Raw genomic sequence first — 15,050 nt, 5'->3', positions numbered from 1 at the left:
CGAACGAGAGGAGCCACGGTGCCCCACTACTACGAGGACTTCCGGCCCGGTCAGGTGTTCCTGAGCCAGGCGCGCACCATCACCGAGGCCGACGTCGTCACCTTCGCCGGCTGGAGCTGGGACACCAACCCCGTGCACACCGACGCCGAAGCCGCCCGGCACGGACGGTTCGGTGAACGGATCGCGCACGGACTGCTCGGGCTGTCCGTGGCGCTGGGGCTGGCCTCGCGGCTCGGGGTGTTCGAGTCCTGCTCGATCGCGCTGCTGGGCATCGAGGGCTGGCGGTTCCAGCGGCCCCTGCTGCTCGGGGACACGGTGCGCTGCCGCGTGGAGATCCTGGACACCAGGCTGACCAGCAAGGCGGATGCGGGCATCCTGCGGCGGCGCTTCACCCTCCTCAACCAGCGCGACGAGGACGTCCAGGACGGGGAGCTCCCCTTGCTGGTGAGCCTCCGCCCCGGCGGCTGACCCGCCGCGCCGCAGGGTCTGTCCACGCGTGGAGCCGGCTGTGCGCCCCTTGCCGCGCCGACGAGCCGGCTCTCGGGCCCAGTCGCGCTGGTCTGCCGGCGCGGGAACCACCTCCCAGGGCGGCTGCACGCTGTGCCGACATCGGCCGTCGCTGTGCCGTCCCGGACCGGACGGCGGCGCCCGGCGATCGTCGAGGTCACATGTGGAGCAGCCGGCTGAGGCGGACCCCGAAGTCCGCGCCCGGGTCGGCCGTGGGGTCGTCCATCAGCCCCGGGGATGACGGTCATCGCCAGGTCGCGTCGCTGGGGTGAGCGTGTGGCGACTGCTGCCGCGAGGGCGGCGGGCAGCTCCTGACAGGTGAGGTCGGTGACGGAGCAGGGGGTGCCGGGCGGCTGCCGCCACGACTCGGCCAGGGTCCCCGCGTCGACGGCGTCCAGACCGGTGTCCTCGGCCAGGGACATGCCCAGTGCGCGGTCGGCGTCCGCGTCGGCCGCGACCGGGATGGCGATGCGGTCCGGGGTGCCAGCAGGTGTGTCGCGAGGGGCGAACGGGCCGAGGTGATAGCACGCTTTCGCCGCGGCCAACGGCACCGCCCGATCCCCGCCTCCTCCGGGCGCGCCATCCGTGATCGGCTGAACCGCTCGGGCGACCGGCAGCTCAATGGGGTGCTCTACACGATGGCGATCACCCAGATTCGCGCCGACACCGAAGGCCGCGCCCACCACGAACGCGAACGCGCCGAGGGCAACACCAGCCGCGAGGCACTGCGCTGCCTGAAACGAGGGCTCTCCGACGTGGTCGACAAGACCCTGCGCGAGGATCTCGCCGCTGGGTGAGCACCCACCCGGCGGCAGGACGGTGAGTGCGGCAGCAGCAGACGGGACGCGTCTCTACGGCCGCAGCCAGCTGCGCGGCAGGGTTTCAGTCCCTCGTCCTGCTCTTCGCTCCGGCCAGTCCACCGCACCCACCGCCAGCGCGAACGCTTCACGGTGAGCTTGGTTGACACACAGGAGCTCGTTGATGGAATGGTCGCGTCGACAGCCGAAGGCGACATCCCGGACTGTCGGGTTTTCGACGGATCGCCGTCCGTGCCTCTCTGCAAGCAAGGGTGTGAGCCTCTTGGTCTTGTCCGTTCTCCACTGGCTCTGGTGCTGACAAGATGGGGCGAACCACCCCGTGTTCCAAAGGGGCATCAGGAATTTCCCGTTCCAACCGTCCTGACCACGGACGCTGGTGACGGCGGTCGATCGCGGGGTGCTCGGCGGTCAGCCGCCGTTGAACGGGCGGTACGTCGGCACCGACGTGCGCAGGGCAGCCACGCCGCCCAGCCGGTCCACGGCGTCGAGGAACCTGCGCCCCATGACGGCGCGCGCCTGCACTGCCGGGTGCGTGGCCCCGAAGTCGTCCGGGTTGGCCTGGCCGTGGGCGAACAGCGAGTAGGTGAGGATCGGCCGGCCGGTGGCATCGAACATGATCCCCGCCTCGTTGCGGCCGTCGAGGAACCAGCCCGCCTTTGTCGCCACCCGCAGGCGCTCGTCGGAGGACATCGTGCGCCGGATGCCGTCGGTGAACGCCACAGGGGAGCGCAGGATGGCCAGCAGGAAGCTGGTCGACGTCGCGGAGAGCAGCGTGCCCTTGACCAGGGCCTGCAGCAGGTCGTGCGTCTCGCGGGGCGTGGTCGTGCCGAGGAAGAACCGGTTCGGGTTGGCCACGGGCGTCACCTGCGTCTTGGGGAAGCCCTTGGCGACCAGGATCTCGTTGACCTCCCTCGCCGGGCAGACCAGGCCGCAGAGCCGGACCGCCGTGTCGTCCGAGACCGACAGCAGGTTGGCCATGACGTGCCCGAGCGTGACGGAGCTCGGATAGGCCAGGTCCAGCCGGAACACGCCGTCCCCGGTGGTGGCGACGAGGTCGGCGGTGACGTCCACCCGCTGGTCGAGCCGCAGCAGGCCGCGGTCGATCTTGTCGAGCACCGCAGTGGCCACCGCGATCTTGTTGACGCTGTACGCCTCGACCTCTTCGTCGGCCCCGTCCTCCACCGCCGGGGTCAGGGTGCCGTCCGGGTCGGCCAGCGTGATGAACGCGTTCCAGGTGCCGGCCGCCCGGGTGGTCTCACGCTCGTACACCTTGCCGACGCGCTTGCGGGCCTGCTCCGGCGTCGTGGGAGTGGGCTCCGGGGGTGCCTGCCCCGGCTCGATCTGGTCAGCGGAGGCGACGGTTGTCGAGCGCAACACGACGCCGGCCGCAGCCGTCGCACCGAGCCCCAGCGCCGCCCTGCGGTTCAGCTGTGATGACATCCCTGCTCCCTTCTGTCCCGGAGCCTGGCCGATACAAGCAGATCCCGTCGGTGCTGGCCTCATCGCGGCCCACCACAGCCGGGCGGCGGTACGGACACACCACCCGAACCGCGTCCACCGAGGAGCGGCGGCACCAGCTGCAACAGCGCCGGCTGTGCCAGACCCGAAGACCGGGAGCCCGGATCCAGGTGACTCCAGTGCAGTTCACGCGTGGTGAGAGTGTTCCGCTTCGACGTCCGACCGCGCGGCCACCGCCGGGCCGCCTGCCATGGACCGCGCAACTCTCGGCGAACACGCGCACGACCTGCGGCTCCTCCCCCCTCGATCGAGGAGCCCTGGCTTCAGAGGTCCGTGCGGCAGGCACTGGCGGGTCAGCGCGTAGGCGGCTCGAGGGCGCGTTCCTACGGTCCGCAGACGTGATGTCGCTGCACGAGCTGACCGCCGGGCGCACGTGGATCGTGCGCTGCTGAGGACGGCGGCGATCGGCTCTGCCGTGAGGCGGCTCAGGTCTCCTCGTCGGCGATCACCGTCTGAAGCGGTGGGCGAGCGTGGAAGGGTCGAAGACCCCCTGGCCGGGTGGGACCCCCGACGCCGCGCCCCCCTGGAGCGCATCTGGCAGCGATTCCGGGAGGCGGCGGCCAGGTCCCCCGGCAGCGTCCTCTCCGGCATCCTCGGCCCGGCCGTGCGCCACGGCCTGCCGACCACCGACCCGGTCCGCGACGCCACCGCCCGGCGCACGACCCGCACCGCCCGCGGCCCGCGAGCGCTGACCGTCGAGGAAGCCCGCGATGGCGCTCCACTTGTGGCTGACAGCCCGGCAGCACGGTCAGGGGCCCCTGCGGCCGCTTGCGCCAGCCCTCGGACAGGGTCATCCGCCAGCGGCGCTGCCCGCGGTGGACAGCGCATTCTCCAGCCAGCTCTGCAGGGCCGGTGCGGGTGCCGCGCCGGCTTGGCGGCTGACGACTCGCCCGTGGTCGAGGACCATCAACGTGGGCACGGCCTGCACCGTGAACCGTTGCGCGATCTGCGGCGCGACGTCGATGTCGACCTTCACCAGCTTGATCCGGCCGGCGAAGGTGCGGGCCAACTCCTCCAGGGCGGGGCTGACCATGCGGCACGGGCCGCACCACGGCGCCCACAGATCGAGCAGGACCGGCAGCGGGGCCTGCTCGGCGACGGCGGCGAAGTCGGAGTCGCCGGCGTCGGCGATCCAGGGCAGCGGGGTGTGGCACTGCCCGCAGCGGGGGGTGCCCGCCGCGGCGGCGGGCACCCGGTTGCGGCGGCCGCAATTGGCGCAGGCCACGACGGTCGGCGATGTCATCTCCTGCCTCCTCACGCAGCCGGCCGGTCGGCGCCGACCGGGTTGTCCCAGCGGATCATGAGCTGGCCGTCGGTGGCGTCGACGCGGATGGTGGCCCCGTCGAGGACGTCCTCCGTCAGCAGCGCACGGCCGATGCGGGTCTCGACCTCGCGGGCGATGAACCGGCGCAGCGGCCGGGCACCGTAGACGGGGTCGAAGCCCTGCCCGGCGATGAACCGGCGGGCGTCCTCGGTCAGCTCCAGACGCATCTGCCGCTCGATCAGCCGAGCGCGCAGGTCACCGACCATGAGCTCGACGATGCTCTCGATCTCGGCCAGGGTCAGCGGCTTGAACAGCACGATGTCGTCGACCCGGTTCAGGAACTCCGGCCGGAAGTGCCGTCGCAGCTCGGCCATGACGGCCTCCCGTGCCTCGGGCTTGACCTCCCCTGCGCCGGTGACGCCGTCGAGCAGGTACTGCGAGCCGATGTTCGACGTCATGATGACCACGGTGTTGCGGAAGTCGACGGTGCGGCCATGGGCGTCGGTGAGCCGGCCGTCGTCGAGCACCTGCAGCAGCGTGTTGAAGACGTCGGCGTGCGCCTTCTCGATCTCGTCGAAGAGCACGACCGAGTAGGGCTTGCGGCGGACCGCCTCGGTGAGCTGGCCGCCCTCCTCGTGGCCGACGTAGCCGGGCGGGGCGCCGACCAGCCGGGAGACGGTGTGCCGCTCCTGGTACTCGCTCATGTCCAGCCGCACCACGTTGTCCGGGGTGTCGAACAGCGCGGCGGCCAGGGTGCGGGCCAGCTCGGTCTTCCCGACGCCGGTGGGGCCGAGGAAGATGAACGAGCCGATCGGCCGGCGAGGGTCCTTGATGCCCGAGCGCGCGCGGATGATGGCGTCGGCGACCAGCTGCACCGCCTCGTCCTGCCCGACCACGCGCTCGTGCAGGATCTCGTCGAGGCGCAGCAGCTTGTCGCGTTCGCCCTCGGTCAGCCGGGACACCGGGATGCCGGTCCAGCGGGAGACGATGTTGGCGATCTCGGCCTCGGTGACCACCTCGCGCAGCAGCCGGTGCCCGCCCTGCTTGGCGGCCAGTTGCTCCTCCTCGGCGGCCAGCCGCCGCTTCACCTCCGGCAGCCGCCCGTGGCGCAGTTCGGCGGCCCGGTTCAGGTCGTAGGACCGTTCGGCCTGCTCGGCCTCCTGCCGCACCTGTTCCAGTTCCTCGCGCAGCGCCTGCACCTTGCGCAGCGCGTGCCGCTCGGCCTCCCACTGGGCGCGCATGGCGTCGGCCTCGGCGCGCAGGTCGGCCAGCTCACGGCGGAGCTCCTCCAGCCGCTTGGCACTCGCAGCGTCGCTCTCCTTGGCCAGCGCGGCCTCCTCGATCTCCAGCCGCCGCACCCGACGGGTCAGCTCGTCGAGCTCGGTGGGCATGGAGTCGATCTCGGTGCGCAGCATCGCGCAGGCCTCGTCGACCAGGTCGATGGCCTTGTCCGGGAGGAACCGGTCGGAGATGTAGCGGTGGGAGAGGGTGACCGCGGCGACCAGCGCCGAGTCCTGGATCTTGACGCCGTGGAAGATCTCCAGCCGCTCGCGCAGACCGCGCAGGATGGAGACGGCGTCCTCGACCGTGGGCTCGTCGACGATCACCGGCTGGAAGCGGCGCTCGAGGGCGGCGTCCTTCTCCACGTGCTTGCGGTACTCGTCGAGGGTGGTGGCGCCGATCATGTGCAGCTCGCCGCGGGCCAGCATCGGCTTGAGCATGTTGCCGGCGTCCATCGCGCCCTCGGCCGCGCCCGCACCGACGACGGTGTGCATCTCGTCGACGAACAGGATGATCCGTCCCTCGGCGGCGCGGACCTCGTTGAGCACTGCCTTGAGCCGCTCCTCGAACTCGCCGCGGTACTTCGCGCCGGCCACCAGTGACCCCATGTCCAGAGCGAAGATGGTCTTGTCGCGCAGGCCCTCGGGCACGTCGCCGCGGGTGATCCGCTGGGCCAGTCCCTCGACGATGGCGGTCTTGCCGACGCCGGGGTCGCCGATGAGCACCGGGTTGTTCTTGGTCTTGCGGGACAGGATCTGCACCACGCGGCGGATCTCGGTGTCCCGGCCGATGACCGGGTCGAGCTTGCCGGCGGCGGCCTCGGCGACCAGGTCGCGGCCGTACTTGGACAGGGCCTCGTAGGCGACCTCGGGCATCGCCGAGGTGACCCGCTGGTTGCCGCGGATGTCGGTGAGCGCGGACAGGAACTTGTCCCGGGTCAGGCCGGCCGAGCGCAGCAGCCGGCCGGCGGCGGTGGCGCTGCCCTCCTCCATCACCGCGATGACCAGGTGCTCGACGGAGACGTACTCGTCCTTGAGCCGGTGCGCCTCGCGTTCGGCGGTGTCGAACAGCCGGGACAGCCGCTGGGTCACGTACACCTGCCCGGGAGCGGCGCCGGGTCCGGTGACCTTCGGCCGACGGCCGAGTTCGGCCTCCAGGTCGGTGCGCAGGGCGTCGGGGTCGGCCCCGGCCTGGGACAGCAGGCGCGGGGTCAGGCCCTCGGGCTGGTCGAGCAGGGCGAGCAGCAGGTGCTCGCCGTCGACCTCGGTGTGGCCGTAGCGCAGCGCCTTGGTCTGCGCGTCGTGGAGGGCCTCCTGAGACTTCTGGGTCAGTCGGTTGAGGTCCACGTCAGCCTCCGATGAACGTTCGTGTGATCGTGGTGGGGGTGGTTGTGTGCGCCGCCGTCCGGCCCGGCTGGCGCCGCAGCGCCGCCTCCAAGACCTCGATGCGATCGAGCAGGTCCAGCACCAGCCCGACGGCGGCGTAGTTCAGCGAGAACCCGGCCCGCAGCCGCTGGATCCGGGCCACCGTCGTCAGTTCTGCCGGCGCCAGCCACCACCGGTCGGCGGCGTCGCGCTGGGCCTCCAGCAGGCCGAGCGCGATCAGCCGGCGCACCAGGTCCGGGTGCAGTCGCGCCTGGGCGGCGAAGGTGTCCAGGTCCAGCACGTGAGCCCGGCTCCGGCGCACGAGGGGGTAGGTCATGACGCCCTCCTGGCCTGCTTGCGCGCATCGAAGGTCGAGGCGGTGGCCAACTCGGAGAACAGCTCCCGTTCGGCCTCGGTGAGCCGGTGCGGCACGACGATGCGCACCTCGGCGTAGAGGTCGCCGGCGCTGCCGCGGGGGTTGGGCAGTCCCCGACCGCGCAGCCGCAGCCGGCGCCCGCTGGAGGTGCCGCCCGGCACCTTGACCTTGGCCTCCCCGCCGGGGGTGTCGATCGCAACCGACGTGCCCAGCGCCGCCTCCCACGGGGCCAACGGCAGGTCGACGTAGAGGTCGCGGCCCTCCACCCGGTAGCGGGGGTGGGGCGCCAGCCGGACGACGAGGTACAGGTCGCCGGCCGGTGCGCCGCCGCTGCCCCGTCCACCCTGCCCGGCCAGCCGGATCCGCTGGCCGTCGGTCACTCCGGCGGGGATGTTGACCTCCAGGGCCCGGGGTCCGTCGGGACCGGACAGCGTGAGTGACCGGCGGCCGCCGCGGAAGGCGTCCTCGATGGTCAGCTGCAGCTCGGCCTCCTGGTCGGCGCCGGTGACGCGGCCCCAGTCGCGCCGGGTGCGGCCGGCGCCGCGGGCGCCGGTCGTCCGGCCGCCGAACATGCCGCCGAACAGGTCGTCGAGGTCGATGCCCTCGCCGAACCCGCCGGCGCCGAAGCCGGTGCCGCCGACCCAGACCTGCTCGCCGTCCGGCCCGGGACCGGCGGGCCAGCCGCCTCCGGAGCGAGCCCCGGCCGTGGCGCCCGCGCGGGCCCGCCGCCAGGTCTCGGCGTCCATGCCCTCGGGGACCTGACGGAAATCCGGACCGAAGGCGTCGTAGCGTCGCCGGGTCTCCGGGTCGGAGAGGACGTCGTAGGCCTCGGAGACCTCCTTGAACTTCTCCTCCGCCCCCGGGTCCTTGTTGACGTCGGGGTGGTACTGGCGGGCCAGCTTGCGGTAGGCGCGCTGGATCTCCTCGGCGGTGGCGCCGCGGGCCACGCCTAGTGCTGCGTAGTAGTCACGGTCGGCCATCACCGCGCTCCCGCATCCCGCCGAACGCCACCAGCCTCGTCGTCGTCCTCAGGGTGGGCGGCGACGACCACGGCCGCCGGACGCAGCTGCTGCTCTCCCTCCCCGTAGCCGGGGCGCAGCACCTCCAGCACCGTGCCGGCCGGCGCCGCGTGGGTCTGGGTGGCGGCCACCGCCTCGTGCCGGGTCGGGTCGAAGGTCGTGCCCTCGTCGTCGCGCCGCGGGAAGCCCAGGCCGGCGAGCACGGCCAGCGCCTGGTCGCGGACGCCACGGACCCCGTCGATGATCGAGGCGGGGTTCGCGGTGGCGTGCTCCAGGGCCAGCTCCAGGTGGTCGAGCACCGGCAGCCACGCGGCGGCGACCTGTGCCCGCTCTCGGGCGCGCTGCTGCCCGGAGTCGCGTTCGTAGCGCTTGCGCAGGTTGTCCAGGTCGGCCAGCGCGCGCCGCCACCGGTCCTCCAGCTCGGCCACCTGCCGCTGCAAGTCGGTGACCTGCTGCTGCAGCTCGGTCACCTGCAGGTGCGGGTCGCCGTCTTGCGGCCCCGCGCCACCGGCGGCGCCGGTGGCGCGGGGCGCGGAGGCGGACGGGTCGGGCCGGGCCTGGCGGATGTCCTGGTCGGCCATCGTTCTCACCTCACTCGTTGACGACCTCGGCATCGATCACGTCGTCATCCGGTCCACCGGAGGACGACGGTCCGCCGCCGGAGGCAGCGCCGGCACCGCCGGAGGAGCCGGCGGCCATGCCGTGGAAGATCTGCTGCAGCTCGCCGGTCAGCGACCGCAGCCGGTCGATCGGCGCCGCGTCGTCCTTGACCGCCTGGCGGGCGTCGGCGATGAGCATCTCCGCCCGCGCCTTCTCGTGTACCGGCACCGCGTCGCCGAGCTCGGCCAGTCGCCGCTCCACCTGGTAGGCGGCGGTGTCCAGGGTGTTGCGGGCCTCGACCAGCTCGCGCAGCCGGGCGTCCTCGGCGGAGTGCTGCTGGGCGTCGGCCACCATCCGTTCCACCTCGGCCTTGTCGAGGTTGGAGGACTCGCTGATGGTGATCTGCTGCTGGGTGCCGGTGTCCTTGTCCCGGGCGGTGACGTTGAGGATGCCGTTGGCGTCGATGTCGAAGGTGACCTCGACCTGCGGCACCCCGCGCGGCGCGGGACGGATGTTCTCCAGCCGGAACCGGCCGAGCACCCGGTTGTCGCTGGCCCGTTCGCGCTCGCCCTGCAGGACGACGATGTCGACGGCGGGCTGGTTGTCCTCGGCGGTGGAGAAGACCTCGGAGCGGCGGGCCGGGATGGTGGTGTTGCGCTCGATGACCTTGGTCATCACGCCGCCCATCGTCTCCACACCGAGGGACAGCGGGGTGACGTCGAGCAGCAGGACGTCCTTGACCTCGCCCTTGATCACCGCGGCCTGCAGCGCCGCACCCAGGGCGACCACCTCGTCGGGGTTGACCGACATGTTGGGGTCCTTGCCGCCGGTCAGCCGGCGCACCAGGTTCTGCACCGCCGGGATCCGCGTCGAGCCGCCGACCAGGATGACCTCGTCGATGTCGTTGGCGGTCACCTTCGCATCGGCCATCGCCTGCTGCACCGGGCCCATGCACCGCTCCACCAGGTCGGCGGTGATCTTCTCGAACGTCGACCGCATCAGGGTGGTGTTCAGGTGCTTGGGGCCGTTGGCGTCGGCGGTGATGAACGGCAGGTTGACCGTGGTCTGGGTGACCGTGGACAGCTCGACCTTGGCCTTCTCCGCGGCCTCGAACAGCCGCTGCAGCGCCTGCGGGTCCTTGCGCAGGTCGATGCCCTCGGCCCGCTGGAACTCCTCGGCCAGGTGGTCCACGAGCCGCCGGTCGAAGTCGTCACCGCCCAGGTGCCCGTCCCCAGCGGTCGCGCGGACCTCCACGACACCGTCGCCGACGTCGAGCAGGCTGACGTCGAAGGTGCCGCCGCCGAGGTCGAACACCATGACGGTCTCGTTGGTCTTCTTGTCCAGGCCGTAGGCCAGCGCAGCTGCGGTCGGCTCGTTGATGATCCGCAGCACGTTGAGCCCGGCGATCCGGCCGGCGTCCCGGGTGGCCTGCCGCTGGGCGTCGTTGAAGTACGCCGGCACGGTGATCACCGCCTCGGTGACCTTCTCACCCAGGTACTTGGCGGCGTCCTCGACCAGCTTGCGCAGCACCTGCGCGGAGATCTCCTCCGGGGCGTACTGCTTGCCGCGGACGTCGAACCGCACCGCACCCTCGGGCCCGGGGACGACGTCGAAGGTGACCGCGTCCTTCTCGCTGGCCACCTCGTCGTAGCGGCGGCCGATGAACCGCTTGGCCGATGAGATCGTGCCCTTGGAGTTGAGGATCGCCTGCCGCCGGGCCAGTTGGCCGACCAGCCGCTCACCGGAGTCGGTGAACGCGACCACCGACGGGGTGGTGCGAGAACCTTCGGCGTTGGCGATGACGGTGGGCTTGCCACCTTCGGTGACCGCGATGACCGAGTTGGTGGTGCCCAGGTCGATACCGACCGCCTTAGCCATCTCAACCTCCTGTTGCGCTCGCTAGGAAGCAGAGTGAGTAAGAGAACGTTCACGGGGACTCACCGGCGTGCGTCGGTGGCCGTGCTAGGGCTCGACGCCGCTCGGGCCACCGCGGACCGGCCCTTCGGTCGCGGGCCGATCGCCGCGCAGCAGCGCGGCTCGCCCCCGGACGGCCTGCCGTTCGGCGTCAAGGCGCTGGCGGGGTCGCGCCGGCTCCGCCTGGCCGTCGGCCGGCTCGACGAGCGGCACGTTGCGCACGGCGACGAGCTCGAAGTGGATCCAGGTCGCCCCGCAACGCGGACAGCTGAGTGCCCCGCGCGCAGTCGGGGACGGCACCGGTATGCCGTTGAGCGAGTAGTACTCCCAGGTCAGGCCGTGCCCGTCCTCGACGTGTTGCACGTCGTAGTCGGTGTTCCAGGTGTGTCCGCAGCCGGCGCAGGTGAAGCAGTAGCGCTCCACCGCAACCTCCTTGAGCACCACTCCTCGCCTCCTCTCGAAGTCATGGCCGCGGCACCGCTGGGGAGCTGCCTGAGCGGATGGGGCCTCGGACAGCCCGCCGTGCCCCAGGCGTGTGTGGGCGGTGGGCCGCGTGCCCGCCGCCGGGCCCGCGCACCGCCCACTGCCCAGCTCAGCTCCGCTGGCCGCTCGCACCGCCGGACTTCACGCTGCCCTGCGAGTCACCGGCCGACGGCTGCTGCTGGCCACCGCCGGTCTGCACCTCGATCCGGCGCGGCTGGGCCGACTCGGCCATCGGGATGGTGAGCACCAGCACGCCGTTCTCGTAAGTGGCCGCGACCTTGGTGGTGTCCAAGGCGTCCCCGACCTGCAGCTGACGCGTGAAGGTGCCCTGTGGCCGCTCGGCCAGCAAGACGTTGTGGCCCTCCTCGTACTCGGCGCTGCGATTCGCCCGGACGGTCAGCACGTTGCGCTCACATGTGATCTCCACGCTGGCCGGGTCGACACCCGGCAGGTCGAGCGCGACGTGGTAACCGTCGTCGGCCTGCCACACGTCCATCGGCATGCCCATCGGCGTCCGCCGCCCCGACACCAGCTGGCTGGTCAGCCGATCGAAGGCCCGGAAGGGATCCCCGAACGGCTCGAAACGCATCACGCTCATGGTCATCTCTCCTTCCTGACCAGTGCGGTCGTGTCCCTGTCCGCGGGCGACCCGCGTACTACCCACAACTTACAGCGGTCAACACAGATTCCCTCAACTCTGGGACTGAGATTCGGTGTGCGCATGCGGGGCCCGCCTGCCGCGATGGGGCCACCGGCCGGGTCGGCCGTCAGCAGCCGCGGAGGTGAGCGGCAGCGCTCCTGGGACACATCGGGACTGCCGCCTCCGCGCCGCGTCCCGCGGCCTGACTGGTGCGGCGGGGGCCACCACCCGTCATCCGGTCCGGCGGACGAGCTGCAGGGAATGTCCGCCGAGGGCGAGGACCTCGCCGGCGGCGTGCCGCGTCGGCAGGCCGTGCGGCCGTGCATGCGGTCTGCTGCCGCGCGGATCTGCGGTGTCAAGCTCGGTCGCCCACGGGAGGCCGTAGGTGACGCCGGGCAGGGTGAGGGCCCGCTCCGGTCTCGACTCGTCCCCAGTCGGCGCTGGCATGGCTGGTCCGACACCGCCGCACCCCGGAAGCTGACCGGGGCTTGCGGGCGCCGACCACCGCGGGAGCGCGAGGAGTCGTCATGGGGAGGCCGCCACTGCCCGTGGGGACCTTCGGGACGATCCGCTGCGAGGTGCTCGACAGGAACCGGGTGCAGGCCGGCGCCAGCTTCCGCGACCTCGACGGCCGCCGCCGCTACGTCGTCCGCTTCGGGCCGAGCCGGGCGCCGGCCGAGCGGCGGCTGCGCCAGGCCCTCCGCGACCGCGGCCGCACCCAGACCCCGCCGGTGCCCGTCGACAGCCGGCTCAGCGCGCTGGCCGCCCGCCGGCCGAGGTCGACGGCAGCGAACCGGCCGCCGACACCGAGCGCCGGTACCGGTCCGCCGTGCACGCCTACGTCCTGCCCGACCTCGGCGAGCTGCGGCTGCGGCTGCGCGAGGTCACCGTTCCGGCCATCGACCGGCTGCTCGCGGCGCGGTTGCGCTTGCCCGCGGCGCGGCCGACGTAGCGCCAGCCCCCGCCGTCGGGGATGTTGCCCAGCTTCTTCACATCGACGTGCAGCAGCGACCCGGGATGGTCGTGTTCGTAGCGGCGGATCGGTTTAACGGTGCGCCGGTCGATGTGCGAGAGCCGGTTGAACCGGCAGCGCACCAGCACCGCGTGCACCGTGGAGGGGCCAGGCCGAGCCGGTCGGCGATGGCCACCGGCCTGAGCCGCTTCTTCCACCGCAGATGCACGATCTTGCGCACGACCGGGGCCGGCGTGCGCCACGGGCAGCGGTGCGGCCGGCTGGACCGGTCGGCCATGCCGGCCTCGCCGGCGGTGCGACAGCGCTCGGCCCAGCGCTTGGCCGTGGGCCAGGCGACGTTGAACACCGCCGCGGCGTAGCTGACCGTTCAGCCGTCCTCGATGATCGCTTTCGCGAGCTTGAGACGGTGGCGTGGAGTCCGGGCGGCATCAGCGTGGGCCACGAGGACCTCCGGGTCGTGTGAGTGGTCACCTTCAGCAGCTCCACTCCACGTCCGGAGGTCCTCCCTCCACCAGATCAGTCAGTCAGATCGTGTGGTCATACGTCCCCGACCAACGTGGCTGGTCAGTACAGCTAGGGAACGCGTCACCGACCCCTGCACCATCATCTGTGATGAACCACTGAGTACTGCAACGCACTCGTCGGGGTCTTGCCACGATGCACAGCGAGGCGTCGCTGATTCGTCGCGGCTCTTGATCCCGGCTGGCGGGGTCGCTGTACCCTGGCCGCTCCGCTCAGACGCGGAGCCGCGGGTCGACGTGGACCTTGGGTCCGGCGCCGCTGCCCTCCGGGCGCCCACCAGCAAGCACGGTGCCGACCTGCGCGAGACCGACGGTGGCAGCGACCAGCGGGCGGGGGTCGACCTCACCGGCCCCGTAAGCGGCGATCGTGGCGGCCAGCCCCGGGGACGCCAACAGGATCCCGACCGCAGTAACGTCCTTGAGCAGCAGCGTCCGGGTGTCGATCGTGCTCGGCGTGCCGGCGATGCCGATGCAGACCACCCGGCCTGCGGGCTCGACCAGGTCCAGGGCCACCGCCGGGGACCCAGCGGCGGTCGAGGCGTCGACGACGGCGCCGAACGGCAGGTCCGGCAGGGTCTCGGGGGTCCAGGCGTCGGCGAAGCCGAGACCGCGGGCGAAATCGAGCGAGGGGGCGGTGATGCCGAGCAGGTGCACCTCGGCGCCGGCCGCACGGAGGAACATCGCCGTCAGCAGCCCGATCGTCCCTGGGCCGATCACCAGCGCACGGTCGCCGGGGACGACCCCGGCTGCCTGCGCCGCCCGCCAGGCGTTGCCGCCGGGTTCGACGAGCGCGCCCAGCGCCGGGTCGACGGAGTCGGGCAGCTCGTGCAGCGACCACACCGGGACGGCGAGCTGCTCGGCCAGCGCCCCGGGCCGATCGCCCCTGATGCCCACCTCCTGCCTTTCCTCGCACACGTGCTGCTGCCCCCGCCGGCAGCGGCGGCAGACCTGGTCGCCGAGCATCGTGTCCCCCATGACCCGCCGGTCCAGCCAGGCGGGATCGACTCCGTCGCCCACCGCGGTGACGCGACCGCACCACTCGTGACCGGGCCGCAACGGGTAGGAGGAGTGCCCGGTCTTCAGGTAGGCCAACTCCCCGGTGAACAGCTCGACGTCGGTGCCGCAGACCCCGGCCCGGTCGACCGTGACGACCACTTCTCCGGCAGCGGCGACCGGGACGGGAACCTCGTGCACCGCGCCGTGCCCGGGCCCGGTCAGGACGAAGGCCCGCATGGTGGAAGCGCTCATCTGTACCACCGTCTCAGCACAGAGCGAGGATGGCGGCTGTGACCCTCCGCAGCGCGGAGTGGGACTCCGGCGACGTCCGCAACGCTTACATCCACCGCGCCTGGATGCGCCGCGGCATCCCGGCCCGACGCCTTCGGCCGCCCGCAGATCGCCATCGCGAACACCGCCTCCGATCTCGTGCCCTGCAACCGTCACCTCCCCGAGGTTGCGGCCGCGGTGCGTGACGGTGTCCACGCCGCCGGCGGCGCCCCGCTGGAGCTGCCCGTGCTCGGTCTGGGTGAGACCCAGGTCCGACCCACGGCGATGCTCTGGCGCAACCTGGTCGCGATGCAGATGGAGGAGGTGTTCCGGACCAACGCGGTCGACGGGCTGGTGCTGCTCGGTGGGGGCGACAAGACGATCCCGTTGCTGCTCATGGCCGCCGCCTCGGTCGACCTGCCCGCCGTCGTCGTCCCGGGCGGCCCCATGCTGACCGGCACCTTCCGCGGGGTGCCGCTGGCTGTGGCACCGACGTGTTCCGGAGG

Annotated in this window: 13 protein-coding genes and 3 pseudogenes; 4 read left to right on the top strand and 12 right to left on the bottom strand. The window is 72.3% G+C overall.

From position 1 onward, the window contains the following. Window positions 1-18 precede the first annotated feature (18 nt). From ACU610_RS02045 to ACU610_RS02035, 3 genes and pseudogenes are all read left to right on the top strand, one after another. Entirely contained in the window at window positions 19-468 is a 450-nt protein-coding gene (locus tag ACU610_RS02045) for a MaoC/PaaZ C-terminal domain-containing protein (RefSeq protein ID WP_446766051.1), read from the top strand. A gap of 557 nt (window positions 469-1,025) precedes the next feature. Then, window positions 1,026-1,133, top strand: a pseudogene (locus ACU610_RS02040) (hypothetical protein); the annotation flags it as partial. A gap of 12 nt (window positions 1,134-1,145) precedes the next feature. Then, the gene (locus tag ACU610_RS02035; RefSeq protein WP_446770765.1) at window positions 1,146-1,304 is read left to right on the top strand and encodes a hypothetical protein; all 159 of its coding nucleotides are present in this window, start codon (window positions 1,146-1,148) and stop codon (window positions 1,302-1,304) included. 429 nt (window positions 1,305-1,733) lie between these two features. Here ACU610_RS02035 and ACU610_RS02030 read toward each other — a convergent pair whose 3' ends face one another. From ACU610_RS02030 to ACU610_RS01975, 12 genes and pseudogenes are all read right to left on the bottom strand, one after another. Next, window positions 1,734-2,765: a serine hydrolase gene (locus ACU610_RS02030; RefSeq protein ID WP_446766050.1), complete on the bottom strand. Its 1,032-nt coding sequence runs from the start codon at window positions 2,763-2,765 to the stop codon at window positions 1,734-1,736. Between the two features lie 868 nt (window positions 2,766-3,633). Next, entirely contained in the window at window positions 3,634-4,086 is a 453-nt protein-coding gene (gene trxA / locus ACU610_RS02025) for a thioredoxin (RefSeq protein WP_446766049.1), read from the bottom strand. An 11-nt stretch (window positions 4,087-4,097) separates the two neighbouring features. Beyond that, on the bottom strand, window positions 4,098-6,734 hold the full coding sequence (gene clpB / locus ACU610_RS02020; RefSeq protein WP_446766048.1) for an ATP-dependent chaperone ClpB: 2,637 nt from the start codon (window positions 6,732-6,734) through the stop codon (window positions 4,098-4,100). 1 nt (window position 6,735) lies between these two features. Beyond that, the gene (locus ACU610_RS02015) at window positions 6,736-7,089 is read right to left on the bottom strand and encodes a chaperone modulator CbpM (RefSeq protein ID WP_446766047.1); all 354 of its coding nucleotides are present in this window, start codon (window positions 7,087-7,089) and stop codon (window positions 6,736-6,738) included. Then, the gene (locus ACU610_RS02010; RefSeq protein ID WP_446766046.1) at window positions 7,086-8,108 is read right to left on the bottom strand and encodes a DnaJ C-terminal domain-containing protein; all 1,023 of its coding nucleotides are present in this window, start codon (window positions 8,106-8,108) and stop codon (window positions 7,086-7,088) included. Before ACU610_RS02010 ends, ACU610_RS02015 begins: the two co-directional genes overlap by 4 nt. Beyond that, window positions 8,108-8,728: a nucleotide exchange factor GrpE gene (locus tag ACU610_RS02005; RefSeq protein ID WP_446766045.1), complete on the bottom strand. Its 621-nt coding sequence runs from the start codon at window positions 8,726-8,728 to the stop codon at window positions 8,108-8,110. Before ACU610_RS02005 ends, ACU610_RS02010 begins: the two co-directional genes overlap by 1 nt. A gap of 10 nt (window positions 8,729-8,738) precedes the next feature. After that, window positions 8,739-10,625 (bottom strand): molecular chaperone DnaK, encoded by a 1,887-nt coding sequence (gene dnaK / locus ACU610_RS02000; RefSeq protein WP_446766044.1) that lies wholly within the window; start codon window positions 10,623-10,625, stop codon window positions 8,739-8,741. Between the two features lie 84 nt (window positions 10,626-10,709). Further along, window positions 10,710-11,102, bottom strand: a complete 393-nt coding sequence (locus ACU610_RS01995; protein ID WP_446766043.1) for a hypothetical protein — start codon at window positions 11,100-11,102, stop codon at window positions 10,710-10,712. Window positions 11,103-11,253: 151 nt separating this feature from the next. Beyond that, window positions 11,254-11,742, bottom strand: a complete 489-nt coding sequence (locus tag ACU610_RS01990; RefSeq protein ID WP_446766042.1) for an Hsp20/alpha crystallin family protein — start codon at window positions 11,740-11,742, stop codon at window positions 11,254-11,256. Window positions 11,743-12,424: 682 nt separating this feature from the next. Further along, a complete protein-coding gene (locus ACU610_RS01985; protein ID WP_446766041.1) occupies window positions 12,425-12,619 on the bottom strand; it encodes a hypothetical protein in 195 nt (64 codons plus the stop codon). A 74-nt stretch (window positions 12,620-12,693) separates the two neighbouring features. Continuing rightward, window positions 12,694-13,199 (bottom strand): annotated as a pseudogene (locus ACU610_RS01980) (helix-turn-helix domain-containing protein); the annotation flags it as partial. A 292-nt stretch (window positions 13,200-13,491) separates the two neighbouring features. Continuing rightward, complete coding sequence (locus tag ACU610_RS01975; protein WP_446766040.1) at window positions 13,492-14,526, bottom strand: zinc-dependent alcohol dehydrogenase; 1,035 nt, start codon at window positions 14,524-14,526, stop codon at window positions 13,492-13,494. Between the two features lie 177 nt (window positions 14,527-14,703). Between ACU610_RS01975 and ACU610_RS01970 the strand changes: the two are divergent. Then, window positions 14,704-14,949 (top strand): annotated as a pseudogene (locus ACU610_RS01970) (dihydroxy-acid dehydratase domain-containing protein); the annotation flags it as partial. Between the last annotated feature and the right edge of the window lie 101 nt (window positions 14,950-15,050).

Source organism: Geodermatophilus sp. URMC 61 (assembly GCF_052931555.1).
This window is presented reverse-complemented; position numbering and strand designations above follow the sequence as displayed.